This is a genomic window from Nonomuraea sp. NPDC049129, assembly GCF_040648495.1.
In the GTDB taxonomy this organism is placed as follows: domain Bacteria; phylum Actinomycetota; class Actinomycetes; order Streptosporangiales; family Streptosporangiaceae; genus Nonomuraea.
Genome location: NZ_JBEZDU010000002.1, coordinates 520,837 through 536,291, shown reverse-complemented (window position 1 = coordinate 536,291; position 15,455 = coordinate 520,837). Strand labels below are relative to the sequence as shown.

Genomic DNA, 15,455 nt, shown 5'->3' with positions numbered 1-15,455 from the left:
GATCAGCGGTGAGTGCACAGCGCGGTGAGCAGCCATTGGAAGGCCGGGACCGCCGGCGGATCCGGCGGCAGGCCCTGGAGGAGCTGGAGAAGCTGCCAATACCGCTCCACCCTGGGCTCGGCGACCAGTCCCAGCCAGTCCGTCAGGGAGGCGGTTTCGTCGGCGGGGAGGTCCACGGGGATGATCCGGTCAAGCGTCGCCCTCGCGCCTGGCGACTCCGGCGGGATCCCCTTCTCCAGGGCGGCGGCCGCGTGCTCAAGGACCAGGGGCCGGAGGTTGAGGCCGAACTCGAGGCGATTGTCCTGCCGGCCGCTCAGGACCAGCTGCCGTACCGTCCGCTGGAAGCTCTCGTCGGCGACCAGCTCGGCCAGCTCTATCCAGGCGTTCACCTGCTCGGCTGTCGGATCCTCGGGAAGGTCGGCGGGGATGTCACGCATCCAGTCCGCGACGAGAGCGGCGTCCTCGTCGAGGATGTCGGCGAATGCCCCGTCAACGAACTCGTCGATGATCTGCTGGCGTTCCCGCGCCGACAATCGGGCTAGCGCATGCATCAAGGTGATCTCCTCTGTGGTGCTGTCACGTTGGGCGAGAACGTGCAGGACGGCACGCCGTACCTTCAAGGTGCGGATCTCCGCGTCGAGGGCTTTGACGTGGGTCTGCGCAAGTTCCCGCAGTGCGACCCGCTTTTCCACGATCTGCTGGATGGCATCAAGACTGAGCCCGAGATCGCGAAGGGTCCGGACCAGGTCCAGCCGTGCGACCGCCTCCGCGTCATAAAGCCGGTATCCCCCGCTCGACCTGTGGGCCGGTGGGACAACGCCACTGTCGGACCAGAAGCGGATCGTGCGCGCCTGCAGCCCGGTGCGCTGGGCCAGCTGCCCAATCGTGTACAGATCGGTCGCATCGCTCATGGCTCGACTCTGCACCTTCCACCCACTGGAACCTCAAGCGATACGGCACACGTTCTCGCCTCAGCCCGGCAGCGGCTTGATCCGACGGTAGGTAGCCGCACCGGAAGAGGGCGCCTTCCGGTGCGATCTCAGCCGGCCAGGACGAGCAGGTCGCAGTCTTCCTCGACGGGGCCGGCGTCGGGACGCGTGGCGAGGTCGGCGTCCAGCGCGGCGAAGCCCTCGGTGATTTCCCGCTCCGTCATGTGGTCGAAGATCGAACTGGCGCGCAGCCGCAGTCGCGCGGCGTAGTCGGCACGGCCGGCCGCGAGACGGTGCCGAACCGAGGTGAGGGCGACCGGGCGCAGGTTGACCGTGGCGAAGGCCGCCGCCACTTCGGCGACGGTGGGAAAGGCCTCTTCCTCGATGGTCCGGGCGCGTGGAAACCAGCGGTGCCACAGCGGGTTGGGCGACCGATCGGCGAAGGCGTTGCGGATGAGCACCCGGCCATCTGGGGCCAGCACGCGAGCGATCTCCGCGGCCGCCGCCGGTAGGTCCTGGATGTGGTGGATCACCAGGTAGAGCAGGGTCAGGTCACAGGCGTTGCCGGGCAGCGGGATCTCGTCGGCGGCGCCCTCGAGATAGCTGACCGACGGGTGGGCGGAGATGTTCGCCGCTACCTGACGCATCCGGACGGAGGGCTCAACGCCGTACACCGGGCCGCCGAAGGTGTCGGCGAGGGCCGGGGAGAACCGGCCGGTACCGCTGCCCAGGTCCAGGACCGTCAGTGGCCGCCGGGACGGCGCGTGCCGGGCGAATTCCGCCATCCAGGCGGCGACGACGTCGGGAGGCAGCGCTCGGCCACGGGCGTACACCAGGTGCTGGCGGTCGTCGTAGTTGATTCGTCTCAGCACGCTCCCGAACCTACCCCGGCATTTCTCCTCACACGGGATTTCTAGCCGGAAATTCAGCGGCTTTCCTTCTGATTTCGGGGAGGTTGGGCTCCATCCGGGACGAAGACAGGAGCTTCTCCGCAGGGTCCGACGCGACCGAATTCCCCGTTCAACAGGAACCGAAAGGAGAATCGCATGCCAAGAAACTTGCCACGCGCCATTCCGGCGCTCGTGGCAGCCGGATTGTGCCTGGCCAGTTCAGTCACTCCGGCCTCGGCGACGTCGAGAACCGCGTCGACCCAGCACGTGCTCTACATCACGACGCAGCACCGGGAGAAGACGAGCTGGTGCTGGGCCGCTGCGGGCGCGACCATCGCCGCCAACCACGGCGACTACGTGTCGCCTTACGCGTTCTGCAACCTGGCCAAGGACTATCCGGTTACCGGAGTCTGCCCAATGACGCCGGTAACCCGTATCGCGTACAGCACGCACTGGAAAGACGCGGCTTCTACTGGCCCGGCGAGGTCATCGAGACCTCGATCAGCTGGACCGCCCTCAAGGGCCAGATCGACGTCGAGCGTCCCTTCTACGCCGGGGTCAGCTGGGCGGCAGGCGGGGGACACGCGCTGGTGGTCTACGGCTACGACACGGCCTCTTGGTGTCGAGCTCGGAGGCTTGCCGATGTCCAGCGCCGCGATCCGTCCGATGATCTCCTCGCGGTCTTTGATTTCCTCCAGCATGTCGTTTCTCCTGCCGTCATTACGCGCGAGGACCCTGCACAGGCTGCCCGCAAGAGCCGCCAGGACGGAGCGAATCTCATCCGCGTGCTCGAAGCACAGTGAAGGGCCCATGACGCGGCTCCGGCGTCCGACCAACAAACGACCTCAACGGGTCAAGCACCTACGACGTCGGCGGGCAACCACCCCGATTTTCAGTCCGGAACGGGCATCCCGCCAGGGATATCGAGGACTGACAACTGGATTCGGCGGAATCGCCTACCACTACATCTCCGACACCTACGTGGAGCTGTTCTCCCAGTTCATCCCGTGCGGGGCTGGGGTCACGGCCCGCGTGTCCGGGTGGAGGGCTCGGGCGCACAGCGTGAGCGTTTCCGCGAGTGTCGTGCGGTCCGGGTCGTCGATCTCGGCGAGCATGACGGCTTCGATGCTGTCGAGGGAGCGGTCACATCTCCGGAGGGTGCTCAGGCCCTTCGGGGTAAGGCGGGTGCGCAGAGCGCGGCCGCCACGGGGATGCGGGTCGCGGCGGATCAGGCCGCGTTGCTCGAGATCGCGGATGACCAGGTTCATCGCCTGCGGGGTGACGAAGGCGATGCGGGCCAGGTCGGCCGAGGATGGGGCGTCGCGCAGGCGCAGCTCGCTGAGCGCCATGTATCCGGTGGTCGTCATGCCGTGCCGGGCGAGCGCTTCATCCAGGCAGGCGCGGATGCGGCGTTCCAGCCGGAACACCAGGTAGCTCACACGGGGCGGCGGTGCGTCGGGCGCAGCGGCCGCGGGGACACCCGGATCGGTCACCAGGAGACGATATCGCGCCCCGTCAGAACGGGCCCCATGTAAGTTTCCCACACCGCTATCAAGAACCTTGATAACAAGTTACTTGATAACCAGGGGAAACAGCTCTCTGCCCGGTGAACCGGCGGACATGCACACCAAGCGTGCATTGACGGTGGATTGTGGCTCTTCTATTTTCCAGCGACCGATGTCAATACGCGGCGGACCGGTCCGCGGCGCGCCGCGGCTGTGGAGAGGAGGAGCGCGAATGACACGATTGACCACGGTGCTGGCTCGTGCCTGCACCGCGGCGCTCTTTGCCGTCATGACCGTGGTACTCGGATCGCCGGCCGTCGCCGCCACCCTGGTGGAGGTGACCAGCTTCGGCAACAACCCGGGCAACATGCGGATGCACGTCTATGTGCCGGGCTCGCACCCGGCCTCGCCGGCGATCGTGGTGGCGATGCATGGCTGCGGCGGCTCCGGTCCCGGCTTCTACCAGGGCAGTGAGTTCGCCTCGCTGGCGGATCGATATGGCTTCATCGTCATCTACCCGACCGCCACCCAGTCGGCAGGGTTCGGCAACTGCTTCGACACCTGGTCGGACGCGGCCAAGCGGCGCGGCGGCGGCAGCGATCCGGTCTCGATCGTCTCAATGATCGACTATGTCGAGCGGACCTATCAGGGAGACCCGAACCGTGTCTACGCCACTGGAAGCTCGTCCGGCGGCATGATGACCCAGCACATGCTCGCCGTCTACCCGGACCTGTTCAAGGCAGGGGCCTCCTTCATGGGCGTGCCGTTCAACTGCTTCGCCGGCGCCTCCGACTACCCGCCCGGAAGCAGCAGGTGCACCGGCGGGAGCATGGACCGAACACCCCAGCAGTGGGGCGATGCGGTCCGCCAGACGTACCCGGGATATTCCGGCCCCCGCCCGCGCATGCAGCTGTGGCACGGCACCAGCGACACCCTCGTGCCCTACTCGCTGCTGGGAGAGTCGATCGAGCAGTGGACCAATGTGTTTGGGCTGAGCCAGACCCCGACCGGCACCGACACCCCGCAGGCAAACTGGAACCGCAGCCGATACGCCAATCTGTCCGGCACCGTGCAGGTGGAGGCGTACAGCATCCAGGGCGCCGGGCACACTCTTCCGCAGAGCGGTATGGCCCTCTACGCCATCGAGTTCTTCGGCTTGACTACCAGTCCGACCGACACCACGCCGCCGACCGCCCCGGCCGGGCTCACCGCCTCGGGCACCAGCACAACCGGCACCAGCCTGACCTGGACGGCCTCCACTGACGACACCGGTGTGACCGGCTATGACATCCTGCGCGCTACCGGCGCGATGGGCGGCACATTCCCCCAGGTCGGCACCTCGGCCACGACCTCGTTCACCGACACGGGCCTGACTGCGAACACCACCTACCGCTACCAGGTCCGAGCGCGCGATGCCGCTGGTAACGTCTCACCGGTCTCCAACACTGTGCAGATCACCACTCAGGGAGGCACGACCGGTGCCTGCTCGGCCACCCCGACCGTGCAGTCCCAGTGGGGGACCGGGTATGTGATCCAGCCGCTGACCATCACCAACACCAGCACCTCGACGATCACCAGCTGGACCGTCACCTTCACCCTGCCGGCCGGGCACACCCTGACCGGCTCGTGGAACGCCACCATCACCACCAGCGGCCAGACCGTCACGGCCAGAAGTGTCAGCCACAACGGCACGCTCGCGCCGGGAGCCAGCACCACCGGCTTCGGCTTCCAAGCGAGCAGGCCCGACGGCAACACCGCCCTGCCGTCCGGCTACACCTGCGCCTGACCGTCAGCGCGCTTCCCTGATCACGGCCCCGTCATTGACAGGTGGGACCGGCGAGGTAGCGCTCGATCCACCCCGCCATACCGAGCTCGTCGACGAGCTTCACCTCGGCATGTCCCGCAAGCTGCTCGCGTCTGCGAGCGCCTCCGCGAGGAAGACCTCGCCATCGCCCAACACACCCCGGGGCTGCGCGCCGAGGACCAGCCGCCTATGACCAGGAACTCAGCGATGAGGCTCAGGAAGAACACCGGCTCACCCAGCGGCGGATCTCCCGCGAGCAGCAGGAGGAAGCCCGGCCCCGGCTGACCGTCAGGCGCTACGGCCTCTCCCAGCACGCGCCTGGCTATTGGGGCTCGCATTCGATCAGGGGTGACCTCAGGTCAAGTGTCCGGAGTACGGGGAAGCTCCGGGGTGAGGCCGGTCGGCGGCGCGATGAGTGTTCTTCGTCGATGCCGCTCGCAACCTGTATCTCGCAACCTGTATGAGGTGATGTCCCCGGTCCGAACGTCACCAAGTCCCGGCGGCGGGGCGCCTGGTGCGCGCGGAGCCGCAACTCGCCGTGGGCGCCGGCGCGGGCCTTGCCCGCGCGCCGCGTCCGGCGTCCCCCTCCTGAGCTGGGAGATCACCGGGCGCGCGCGACCGGGCGAGCGAGCAGCGTCATGGCGGTGGCACGTCCCTCCGCCACCGCGTGCGACATCCGGCGGGGCACCACGCAGTCGCCGATCGCCACCACGGTCCGCCCGGTCCGTCCGTCCGCCGGGAGGGGCCACGGCGCGCGCGGGATCCGTTGGCCGACGACGACCAGCAGGTCGGCCTCGATCCGGCGCGCCCTGCCGCTGAGCACGTCGCGTACCTCGATGGCGGCGGTCAGGGTGGCCGTCACCGTCGTGAACGGCATGACCCGCAGCGGCGCGCCCTTCAGCCTGTGCAGCAGTTGCACCCTGTTCTCCACCGACACACCCGTGGCGAAGCCCGCTGCGGGAGTGAGCAGGACGACCTCGGCCGCCTCCCGCTCGATCGCGGCCTGCACCGCGCCGATCCCGGGCCACCATCCGAAGCCGTCGTCGAGCACGGCGATGCGGCCGCCCGGCGCTGCGAGCCCGGGGTCGCCGAGGAACTCCGTGCTGGACGTGACCGGCAGGTCGCCGGGCAGCTCCGGGGCCTCCTCGACGGCCCCCGTGGCCACCACCACGGCGTCGAACTCACGCAGATCGGCGGCCGACGGCGCCGCGCCCGGGCGTACGCACACGCCAAGGTCGGTGAGCTGTGCGTACTGGTAGTCGACGAACCGCTGCCAGCCGCCGCGCTGCGGCGCGAGGCTCGCCAGCGCCGCCTGCCCGCCGACTGACGGCTCCGCCTCGAACACCGTTACGGCCACGTCGTGCCGGGCCAGCGTCAGCGCGCACTCCATGCCCGCGGGCCCCGCCCCGACCACCGCCACCGGCCCCGACCCGCCGGCCCGTGCTCCTTGACGGCCGTCACCGTGGAGAAGGATGAGCGGCGCCGCGGGCCGGCTGGTCTCGCCGGGGGGCGCGAGCTCCGGATTGACCGCGCACAGGCCCGTCGGCTCGAACGTGCGGCAGTCCTCGTTGCAGGAGGTGCACGGCCGGATGCCACGCTCGTCGCCGGACAGCAACTTGTTCGCCACGTCGGGGTCGGCTATGAACGGCCGCGCCATGCCGACCAGGTCCGCGCCCAGCCGCAGCGCCCGCCCGATGTCGGCGGCTGTCCGGAACGACTGGCTCACCAGCAGCGGGACGGAGGCCGCCCGGCGCAGCGCGGCGACCGATTCCAGCAGGGGCGGCCCGGTGGTGGCCATACCGGGCACGTAGGTGTTGCGCACGCCCGTGGTGACGTTGAGGTAGTCGAACGGGGACGCGGCGGACACACGCCGGGCGATGTCGAGCAGGTCGTCGAGCTCCAGCTCGGGCTCGGCACCGTTCGCGATCGACAGGCGCACCCCGATCGGCCGCCCGCCGATCTCGGCGCGGACCGCGTCGATGACCTCGCACAGCAGCGCCGCCCGCCGGTCGGCGTCCCCTCCGTAGGCGTCGTCGCGGTCGTTGGTGACCGGCGACAGGAACTGGGCGAGCAGGTACCCGTGCGCCGCGTGCAGCTCGACGCCGTGGTAACCGGCCTCCACGCAGTTGCCCGCCGAGACGCGGAACCCCTCCACCACGCCCCGCACCTCGGCCGCGGTCAGCGGGCGCGGGGCGGTCGGCTCCCGCGGGGAGCGTACGCCGCTCGCGGACACGGGGTGGAAGTGGTTGCCGGCGCCGAGGGTCTCCCGGCCCAGGTGGAGGAGTTGGGAGATCGCCACTGCGCCCTCGCCCGTGATGGCCTGGGCGCGGCGCCGCAGCGCCTCGCGGATCGGCGGCCGGTACGCCTCGGTGAGGTAGCGTTGCCGCAGCGTCGACTCCCTGGCCACGACCGTGCCGCCGGTGATGACCATGGCCGCGCCTCCCGAGGCGAGCCGCCGCCAGTAGGCCGCGTCGGTCTCGGTCGGCGCGCCGTCGCGCACGTCCGCCAGACCGTGCGCGACCGCCACCAGCCGGTTGCGCAACCGTAGCCCGGCGAGATCGAGCGGGTCCCTCATGCCGCCGGCCATGTCAGAGCCGCCCATCCCCGTGGCCGGCTCCCGCCGCCGCGGGAGCGTCCGCCTGGGCCCGGTGTCCCAGCTCGGGCCCCCGGCCGCCGACCGCGGCCAGGTAGCCGGTCGTGTCCGTGCGCCGCTCGCCCCACAGGATCTCCAGTACCAGACTGCTGATCCGCCAGCCGTCCGGCTCCCGGCGCAGCCGATTGTGGTACCGGCCGACCAGGACGTGAGCCGTGTCCGGGGCGGCGGCGAAGCACTGGTGTGAGGTGTGGTAGACGAGCGCGCTCGCCTCGTCCCCGGTGACGTCCACGTGGTAGACGCTGAGCAGGTGGTGCTGCCACAGGCAGTCTCGGGTGGCCTCGTCGATCCACCGCGCGACGGCGTCGCCGCCGGTGATGGGTTCCGCGTTGCCGTACTGCGCCCGCAGGTCGTCGGCGAGCGTGGTACGCAGCCCGCCGAGGTCCCTTCTGTCGATGCACGAGGCGTACCGGTACAGCACGTCGGTCACCTTGACCCGGTCCAGCATCGCCGCCACCTCTGACTGGGTCCTCATGGTCGCTCCCTCCACGTTCGTCAGCCGACCTTCATCCACACGCTCTTGACCTGGGTCAGGTCGTCCAGCGACGCCGCGCCCAGGTTGCGGCCGTGCCCGGACAGCTTCACGCCGCCGTAGGCCACCGTCGGATAGACCATCTGGTAGGTGTTCACCCACACGGTTCCCGCGCGCAGCGCCCGGCCGGCACGGTGGGCCCGGCCGAGGTCGTTCGTCCAGACGCCGGCCGCCAGGCCGTAGTCGGTGTCGTTGGCGATCGCGTACGCCTCCTCCTCCGAGCCGAAGTCCAGCACCGACATCACCGGCCCGAAGATCTCCTCCTGGGCGATGCGCATGTCGTTGCGCACCGAGGTGAAGACGGTCGGCTGGTGGAAGTAGCCGACGTCACCGTGCCGATCGCCGCCGAGCACGAGCTCGGCGCCGTCCTCCAGGCCGTAGCCGACGTAACGGCGCACGCGCTCCAGCTGCTGCGCGGACACCAGCGGGCCGAGCTGGCTGCCGGGGGCGAAGCCCGAGCCGATCCGCAGATCGCGCGAGCCCTCGACGATCCTGCTCACCAGTTCCTCGCGCACGTCGCGGTGGACGAGCACCCGGCTGCCGGCGGTGCACACCTGGCCGGACGCGCCCCACACGCCCATCATCGCCGCCGCGGCCGCGGCCTCCAGGTCCGCGTCCGGGAAGACGATCAGCGCGCTCTTGCCGCCCAGTTCGAGGCCCACCCGCTTGACCCGGGCAGCGGCCGCCGCCTGGATCGCCGATCCGGTGGCGACCGAGCCGGTGAAGGAGACGGCGTCGACGTACGGTGACGTGACGAGCGCGGCGCCCGCCGACTCGCCGGACCCCTGCAGCACGTTGAACACGCCGGGCGGGATGCCCGCCTCCAGCGCCAGCTCGGCCATGAGCACCGCGGACATCGGGGTCTGCTCGGCGGGCTTCAGCACGACGCTGTTGCCGGCGGCGAGCACCGCGGCCACGAAGGCCAGCACCGAGGTCGGCCCGTTCCACGGTGTGATGAGGCCGATCACGCCGATCGGCTCGCGGTGCTGGTAGACGACCAGGTCGGACGGCACCGACGGGATCGTTCCCTCCAGCTTCGTCGGCCAGCCCGCGTAGTAGTCGATGCCGTCGACGGCGAACTGCACGATGAAGCTCTCGTACCACCGCAGCAGTCCCGAGTCGATCACGTCGAGCTCGGTGAAGACGTCGGCCCGCTCCGCGAGCAGGGCGGACAGGCGGCGCAGCCGCCGCTCCCGCTCCAACGGCGCGAGGAAACGCCACCGGCCGTCGTCGAACGCGGCCCGCGCCGACCGCGCAGCCCGTTCGGCGTCCGCAGCGGAGCCTGCAGCCGCGATGGCCACCTGCCGTTCTGTCGCCGGGTCGACGACCGGCATGGTCGCGCCGTCGGCGGACGGGACCACCTCGCCGTCGATCACGTGACCGAACAGCTGGCGGGACAGCTCGCGGACGGTGTCCGCCGAGATCGGGTAGACAGAGGGGTCGGTCAACGTGCTGCTCATCCGGCAACACTCCTTTCAGGTGACGGAAGCATCGTCGGGGCCGGTCCGGCGTGCCTGTGCCCGCCGGCAGCGCCGGGTGTGAGTGATCTGCCTGCTCGCCAGGGCCACCGCGATCATCAGCGCCGCGCCCTGGAACAACGGCTGGATCCAGAAGGTGCCCGGCCCGAACGACAGCTGCAGGCCCTTGACGCCGAACGCCGGGGCGAAGTACGCGAACAGGAACACCGCGCTGTAGCGGCCCAGGGTCGCGCCGATCGGGGTGTGCGGCGCCTCCTGCGGGGCGCCGTCACCGCCTGAGACGGCCACCCCGGTGCGGTCCGCCAGGTCCTGGTGGACGAAGCGGATGCCCGCCTCGTGCGCCGCGACCGCCGGTCGAGCACGACCTGGCCGGCGAACGTCTTCGAGACCGTGTGAAGATCCAGTGCGGGGCCGCTCACCTAGACGCCCCACAGTTCTTGAACGTGTCCGTGAACCCGGCGAGGCCGGGCCAACCGTCCTTCTCTCCCTCGATCTCCTTCGCCGCCTCCGGCGTGGTGACCAGGTAGTCCACGCCGGCGTCGATCGCCTGCTGGACGGCGGCGCCCGGGTCCGTGGCCGTGGCGCTCACCGTGACCAGTTCCCAGCCTCGGGCCTTGACGGCCTCGTCGAGGTATCCGGCCAGGATGGCGCAGCTCGGGTCCGCGCACTGGACGAAGGCGACCTTCTGCGAGGCCGGCTCCGAAATCGTCCCGCACGCCGCCAGAGCGGTCGCGAGCACGCCTGTGGCGAGGAGCGTCAGGGTCTTGGTGCCGTACATGTGGCTACCCGTCGTAGTGATCAATTGGGGGTGGTCGAAACGGGTCTACGGGGAGTGGCGGCCGGAGCGGCACGTCGCACCGGGGCATGCCTCGGACCATAAATGTCATGAGGATTAACCGCAAGTACCAGAATCCTTGTCGTTATTTCTCATGAGGATTATGGTTCGGTACATGCTCGAAACAACAGTCCGGCCCGGTCCACGCCTGTGTCGCGTGAGGGAGAGGAGGAGATGGACGTGAAGACGTGCGCGGCCTTGACCCTGTGCGACGACGGCGCCGTGGCGCTGGTCGGCACGATGGACGAGATCGGCCAGGCCTACGAGGACGAGCGCGCCTGGCACGGCATCCGGGACGTCATCCGGTTCTGATCCCCGAGTCTTCCTCAACGGTAGCCTTGACGTCATGTCCATCAGGCGTGACAGCGCTGAGACCCCCGCCATGAGCCGCGTCGCGATCGGACGTGGCGACGGCCTGATGCGTGTTCTCAAGACGTCCGAGAGCATGGCCCGCGATCTCGTACGCGACATCATCGCATCCGGACGGCAACCCGGTGACGCGTTGCCGGCCGAGGCGGCCATGCTGGCCGAGTACGGCGTCAGCCGCGAGTCGCTGCGGGAGGGCCTGCGCCTGCTGGAGGTCCAAGGGCTCATCTCCATCCGCCGGGGGCCCGGCGGCGGCCCCGTGGTCGGCATGGTGGACCCGGCCAACCTGGGCCGCACCGCGACGCTCTACTACCAGATGGCCGGCGCCACGTACGAGGAGCTGTTCGAGGCATGGGTGTTCGCCGAGTGCGAGCTGGCCGCGCGCGCGGCGCGCCACCCCCTGCGCGACGCGCGGTTGGCCGCGATGGCGCCCTTCCTCGGCTCCGACGACTGTGCCGACGACGAGCAGGCAGGGGTTGAGGACTTCGTGGCGCAGCACTCGTCCTTCCATGCCACCATCGCCTCGCTGGCCCGCAACCGCGTCCTGGAATTGACGTTGCAGACCATGGGGCAGGTCGTCACGCACCATGTCGCGGTGAACGAGGATCCCAGAGCGATCCGCGACCTCATCGCCACCAGCCACCGGCGCCTGGCCAAGGCGATCGTCGGCGGCCACGGCACGCTGGCCCGTACCCTCATGCAGCAGCACATCGAGGACATCAGCAGCTATCACCGCGAGCAGAGCAGCGTCCAGATGGACGAGGTCATCGAATGGCAGTGAGCCCGGAGCGCACGGCTTGTGCGGTTCCAAAACGCGAATACTGCTGCTGAGCTGGGCGTTCGCCGGACGATCAGGCTGCTGTGCGGTACGTGGTACGCGAGGTCGTAGTGGGAGACCACCTGATCCTTATGCGTTTCCTCGGCCTGGTGGGCGTCCCGGCGATCGTGGGCGGGGCGGTCGCCGTGCTGCGCCACCACCCGCTGGACACCGCACCCGCTAGGCATCCAAGCGGAAGCCGTACTCCTGGGGCTTCCGCCCCGGAAGGCGGTAGCGATCATTCGGCGGGGGGGATGGCGGTAGACGTTGACGAGGAATCGGCTGAGGTCGCGAGCTTGCCGACGGACAACGGCAGCCGCGTGATGGTCAGCGCCCACGGCTCCGTGTTCACCATCCGCAGGCGTTCGATCTCGACGATGGTCGTGCCTGGCGTCACCCCTAGCTCGGCGGCGGCCGCCGTGCTGGCCGGCACCGTCTCCAGCCGCCGTCCGGCGATGGTCTGCTCGCCGCCACGGCCCCGCACGTCCTCCTCGAAGTGGCCGATCATCGCGTGTCCGAAGCCCTTGCGAATGATCCCTGGCATGCCGCTTTGTGGGCGGGTGGGCAGGAAGAACGCCCTTTAGGGCGGCCCGATGGTGCTGGCGCGCAAGATGACCGTGCCCGGCACCCGTTCGATTCGTCGTCGTCCCCGGCTCCCGTCCCGCAGGGCCAGAGCGATCACCCGCTCCCCCATCTCCTCCAACGGCAGCGACACCGTCGTCAGCGGTGGTGTCAGGTCCCGTACCACCGGGATGTCGTCGAAGCCCGCCAGCGACACGTCCTCCGGCACCCGCAGCCCGCGTTCCCGCAAGGCGGCCAGCGCTCCCACCGCCATCACGTCCGTGGCGGCGAACAGGCAGGTGGCGTCGAGACCTCGGTCCAGGAGGGCGGAGGCCCCGGCGTAGCCGCCTTCGCGGTTGAAAGGGCCCTCCTCGATCTGGTCGACCGTCACTCCGGCCGCCGCCAGGGCGTCGCGGAAGCCGCTGACCCGGTCCACGACGGTGCTGAGGCCGGGCGGGCCCGACAGGATGGCGAAGCGGCGGTGGCCGAGGGCGAGCAGTGCGCGGGCCAGGGCGGCGGCGCCCTCGCGGTTCTCCGGAAGTACGGTGTCGACGCGCAGGCTGCGGTGCCGGCTGACCACGGCGACCCGGCCGCCGGCGTTCAGGTAGGGGCGTAGTTCGACGTCCATGGCCCGTTCCCAGCCGCGGTCCTCGAAGCCGGAGCCGATCAGCAGGATCGCGCGGGCCCGCTGGGCGCGCAGCATGGACACGTAGGCCACCTCGCGCGTGCTGTCGCGGAACGTGCTGGCCAGCATCACCAGCAGGTCGCGCTGCGCGGCGGCGCGCATGACTCCCCTGGCGATGCCGGAGAAATAGGGGTCGCTGACGTCGTGGCAGATGACGCCGACGGTCTCGTTGGAGGCCCGGACGAGGGCCTGGGCGTGGGCGTTCGGCGTGTACGCGAGCTCGGAGGCGGCGGCCTCGACCCGGTCGCGCAGGTCTTCGCGGACCTTGGCGGTGCCGTTGAGGACACGTGAGGCGGTGGCTAGGGAGACTCCGGCGGCCATGGCCACATCCCGGAGAGTGACGTGAACGCGATCGGCCACTCGCCCTCCTGTAACAGGAAGTTAACGACCATTGACCCCTGGACCATGCCGGGTTAGCGTACCGCAGGAAAGCGCTTTCAGATAGCGCTTTCTCGCATTTGGCCTGATGGCACGCGATGGAGGGATACCTTCGATCGTGGTACAGACCGCTGATGGAATCGTGCGGCGCGAGAGTCCGAGCTCGCGCGACCGCGTCGTGGAACTGGCGGACCGGTCCTGGCGGCCGTTCGCCCTGCTCGCCGCCTGCTACGCGATCTGGTGGGCGATCACCGAGTTCGAGATCGTGCCCAGGTTCCTCGTGCCCTCGCCCGGAGTCACCCTCCAGGTGATGGCCGACAAGGCCGGCTACCTCGCCCACCACACCTTGGTGACCGGCTACGAGACGGTGCTCGGCTTCGCGATCGCCGTCGTCGTCGGCGTCGCCGCGGCGGTGCTCATGGTGGCCTCGGCGGAGGTCGAGAAGACCCTCTATCCGCTGCTGCTGTTCGCGCAGGTCGTCCCGAAGATCGCGATCGCCCCGCTGTTCGTGGTCTGGCTCGGGTTCGGGCTGACGCCCAGGATCGTGGTCGCCGTGCTGATCGCGTTCTTCCCCGTCGTCATCTCCATGGTCACCGGCCTGAAGTCGGTGGATCCGGAGATGCTCCAGCTGGCTTCGACCATGGGAGCGAGCCCGGCGAAGACCTTCGCCAAGATCAGGTTTCCCGCCTCCCTGCCGTTCCTGTTCTCCGGGTTGAAGGTCGCCGTGACGCTCGCCGTCACCGGGGCGGTCGTGGGCGAGTTCGTCGGCGGCAACGACGGGCTCGGCTCGGTCATCCTGCAGGCCAACGGCAACATCGACACACCCATGCTCTTCGCGGGACTCCTCGTCATGTCCCTGCTCGGCGTCGTGCTCTTCGTCGCCGTCGAGTTCGCCGAGCGGCTGCTGCTGCCCTGGCACGCCAGCCGCCGCGGCGACGCCGTCACCGTCACGTACTAAGGAACGACCCCGCCGAAGACCTCACCCCCTGAGGACGCCATGAAGACACGCACGCTGATCGCCGTCATAGCCCCGGCTCTGCTCCTGTTCGCCACCGCGTGCGGCTCCGGCGGCGGCGAGAAGACCACCAGTTCGTCGGGCAAGCAGCTCGACAAGGCCACGCTCACCCTCAACTGGTATCCGTACGGCGAGCACGCGCCCTTCTACTACGGCAAGACGAAGGGCATCTTCGAAAAACACGGCATCGACCTGACGATCCAGGCCGGGCAGGGCTCGCAGAAGACCGTCCAGGCCACCGGCGCCGGCCAGACGGACTTCGGCTGGGCCGACACCCCCGCGCTGCTCGGCGGAGTGAGCTCGGGCGTGCCCGTGAAGAGCCTGGGCGTCTTCCTGCAGACGACCCCGGCCTCGGTGCAGTTCTTCCAGGAGAAGAACATCACCAAGCCGGCCGACCTGAAGGGCAAGACGATCGCCTCGACGGCCGGTGACGCGCTCACCAAGACCTTCCCGGTGTTCCTCAAGGCCAACGGGATGAGCGACGCCGACGTCAAGCTGCAGAACACCGACCCGGCCGGCAAGATCGCGGCCGTCATGTCGGGGCAGACGGACGCGCTGCTCGGCTACGCCTCCGACCAGGGCCCGACGATGCAGAACAAGGCCGGCAAGCCGGTCGCGTACCTGCGCTTCTCCGAGTTCGGCCTGAACTACTACAGCAACGGCCTGCTCACCTCCTCCTCCTTCCTGCAGAGCAAGGCCGACCTGGTCAAGCGGATGGTCGCGGCCACCAGCGAGGCGTGGGCGGCGGCGGAGAAGGACCAGCAGGCCGCGGTGGACGCCATGAAGGGCGCCTCGGAGCAGCTGCCGCCGGCTCAGGTACTGCTCGACCAGTTCAAGACCACGACCACGCTGCTGCACACCGACGCCACCCAGGGACAGGCGCCGGGCGTCAACACCGAGGCCGACTGGCAGAAGACGATCGACACCTTCGCCAAGGCCGGGATGGTCTCCAACCCGCAGGCGCCCAGCGCCTACTGGGACGCCAGCGTGGCGCCGAAGGGATGACC

General features: G+C 69.6%; 16 protein-coding genes. 6 read left to right on the top strand and 10 right to left on the bottom strand.

Annotation, left to right across the window (positions count from 1 at the left end; genetic code table 11):
* Positions 1-2: 2 nt before the first annotated feature.
* On the bottom strand, positions 3-911 hold the full coding sequence (locus AB0B64_RS07515; protein WP_357941186.1) for a MerR family transcriptional regulator: 909 nt from the start codon (positions 909-911) through the stop codon (positions 3-5).
* Between the two features lie 128 nt (positions 912-1,039).
* Positions 1,040-1,801, bottom strand: a complete 762-nt coding sequence (locus AB0B64_RS07510; RefSeq protein ID WP_358175430.1) for a class I SAM-dependent methyltransferase — start codon at positions 1,799-1,801, stop codon at positions 1,040-1,042.
* 83 nt (positions 1,802-1,884) lie between these two features.
* Between AB0B64_RS07510 and AB0B64_RS07505 the strand changes: the two genes are divergently transcribed.
* On the top strand, positions 1,885-2,622 hold the full coding sequence (locus AB0B64_RS07505; protein WP_358175427.1) for a hypothetical protein: 738 nt from the start codon (positions 1,885-1,887) through the stop codon (positions 2,620-2,622).
* 174 nt (positions 2,623-2,796) lie between these two features.
* On the opposite strand, the gene AB0B64_RS07500 is transcribed toward AB0B64_RS07505, so the two are convergent.
* A complete protein-coding gene (locus AB0B64_RS07500) occupies positions 2,797-3,312 on the bottom strand; it encodes a MarR family transcriptional regulator (RefSeq protein WP_357941180.1) in 516 nt (171 codons plus the stop codon).
* Between the two features lie 244 nt (positions 3,313-3,556).
* Here AB0B64_RS07500 and AB0B64_RS07495 point away from each other — a divergent pair, with 244 nt between their 5' ends.
* The gene (locus AB0B64_RS07495) at positions 3,557-5,110 is read left to right on the top strand and encodes a PHB depolymerase family esterase (RefSeq protein ID WP_358175424.1); all 1,554 of its coding nucleotides are present in this window, start codon (positions 3,557-3,559) and stop codon (positions 5,108-5,110) included.
* 619 nt (positions 5,111-5,729) lie between these two features.
* On the opposite strand, the gene AB0B64_RS07490 is transcribed toward AB0B64_RS07495, so the two are convergent.
* Genes AB0B64_RS07490 through AB0B64_RS07470 form a run of 5 tightly spaced genes read right to left on the bottom strand, consistent with a single transcriptional unit; the run spans position 5,730 to position 10,593 of the window.
* Positions 5,730-7,703, bottom strand: a complete 1,974-nt coding sequence (locus tag AB0B64_RS07490) for an FAD-dependent oxidoreductase (protein WP_358175422.1) — start codon at positions 7,701-7,703, stop codon at positions 5,730-5,732.
* Positions 7,704-7,716: 13 nt separating this feature from the next.
* A complete protein-coding gene (locus tag AB0B64_RS07485; protein WP_358175419.1) occupies positions 7,717-8,256 on the bottom strand; it encodes a nuclear transport factor 2 family protein in 540 nt (179 codons plus the stop codon).
* 20 nt (positions 8,257-8,276) lie between these two features.
* Entirely contained in the window at positions 8,277-9,773 is a 1,497-nt protein-coding gene (locus tag AB0B64_RS07480; protein WP_357941172.1) for an aldehyde dehydrogenase family protein, read from the bottom strand.
* A gap of 15 nt (positions 9,774-9,788) precedes the next feature.
* Positions 9,789-10,223: a hypothetical protein gene (locus AB0B64_RS07475; RefSeq protein WP_357941170.1), complete on the bottom strand. Its 435-nt coding sequence runs from the start codon at positions 10,221-10,223 to the stop codon at positions 9,789-9,791.
* Positions 10,207-10,593: a hypothetical protein gene (locus AB0B64_RS07470; RefSeq protein ID WP_357941168.1), complete on the bottom strand. Its 387-nt coding sequence runs from the start codon at positions 10,591-10,593 to the stop codon at positions 10,207-10,209. The genes AB0B64_RS07475 and AB0B64_RS07470 overlap by 17 nt, the downstream gene beginning before the upstream one ends.
* Before the next feature lie 207 nt (positions 10,594-10,800).
* Here AB0B64_RS07470 and AB0B64_RS07465 point away from each other — a divergent pair, with 207 nt between their 5' ends.
* The gene (locus AB0B64_RS07465) at positions 10,801-10,938 is read left to right on the top strand and encodes a hypothetical protein (protein ID WP_357941166.1); all 138 of its coding nucleotides are present in this window, start codon (positions 10,801-10,803) and stop codon (positions 10,936-10,938) included.
* 34 nt (positions 10,939-10,972) lie between these two features.
* The gene (locus AB0B64_RS07460; RefSeq protein ID WP_357941164.1) at positions 10,973-11,773 is read left to right on the top strand and encodes an FCD domain-containing protein; all 801 of its coding nucleotides are present in this window, start codon (positions 10,973-10,975) and stop codon (positions 11,771-11,773) included.
* A 274-nt stretch (positions 11,774-12,047) separates the two neighbouring features.
* Here AB0B64_RS07460 and AB0B64_RS07455 read toward each other — a convergent pair whose 3' ends face one another.
* Both AB0B64_RS07455 and AB0B64_RS07450 read right to left on the bottom strand, forming a co-directional pair.
* Complete coding sequence (locus AB0B64_RS07455; RefSeq protein WP_357941162.1) at positions 12,048-12,353, bottom strand: UTRA domain-containing protein; 306 nt, start codon at positions 12,351-12,353, stop codon at positions 12,048-12,050.
* 36 nt (positions 12,354-12,389) lie between these two features.
* Positions 12,390-13,415, bottom strand: coding sequence for a LacI family DNA-binding transcriptional regulator (locus AB0B64_RS07450; RefSeq protein ID WP_357941161.1), 1,026 nt, complete (start codon positions 13,413-13,415; stop codon positions 12,390-12,392).
* 160 nt (positions 13,416-13,575) lie between these two features.
* Between AB0B64_RS07450 and AB0B64_RS07445 the strand changes: the two genes are divergently transcribed.
* Together AB0B64_RS07445 and AB0B64_RS07440 are read left to right on the top strand one after the other, a co-directional pair.
* Positions 13,576-14,391 (top strand): ABC transporter permease, encoded by an 816-nt coding sequence (locus AB0B64_RS07445; protein WP_357941159.1) that lies wholly within the window; start codon positions 13,576-13,578, stop codon positions 14,389-14,391.
* Positions 14,392-14,430: 39 nt separating this feature from the next.
* Positions 14,431-15,453, top strand: coding sequence for an ABC transporter substrate-binding protein (locus tag AB0B64_RS07440; RefSeq protein ID WP_357941157.1), 1,023 nt, complete (start codon positions 14,431-14,433; stop codon positions 15,451-15,453).
* Positions 15,454-15,455: the final 2 nt, after the last annotated feature.

Bases quoted from the DNA above. Each gene is read 5' to 3' on its own strand.
- AB0B64_RS07515 (WP_357941186.1), bottom strand. From the start codon at position 911: ATGAGCGATGCGACCGATCTGTACACGATTGGGCAGCTGGCCCAGCGC.
- AB0B64_RS07495 (WP_358175424.1), top strand. From the start codon at position 3,557: ATGACACGATTGACCACGGTGCTGGCTCGTGCCTGCACCGCGGCGCTC.
- AB0B64_RS07490 (WP_358175422.1), bottom strand. From the start codon at position 7,703: ATGAGGGACCCGCTCGATCTCGCCGGGCTACGGTTGCGCAACCGGCTG.
- AB0B64_RS07485 (WP_358175419.1), bottom strand. From the start codon at position 8,256: ATGAGGACCCAGTCAGAGGTGGCGGCGATGCTGGACCGGGTCAAGGTG.
- AB0B64_RS07480 (WP_357941172.1), bottom strand. From the start codon at position 9,773: ATGAGCAGCACGTTGACCGACCCCTCTGTCTACCCGATCTCGGCGGAC.
- AB0B64_RS07465 (WP_357941166.1), top strand. From the start codon at position 10,801: ATGGACGTGAAGACGTGCGCGGCCTTGACCCTGTGCGACGACGGCGCC.
- AB0B64_RS07460 (WP_357941164.1), top strand. From the start codon at position 10,973: ATGTCCATCAGGCGTGACAGCGCTGAGACCCCCGCCATGAGCCGCGTC.
- AB0B64_RS07455 (WP_357941162.1), bottom strand. From the start codon at position 12,353: ATGCCAGGGATCATTCGCAAGGGCTTCGGACACGCGATGATCGGCCAC.
- AB0B64_RS07440 (WP_357941157.1), top strand. From the start codon at position 14,431: ATGAAGACACGCACGCTGATCGCCGTCATAGCCCCGGCTCTGCTCCTG.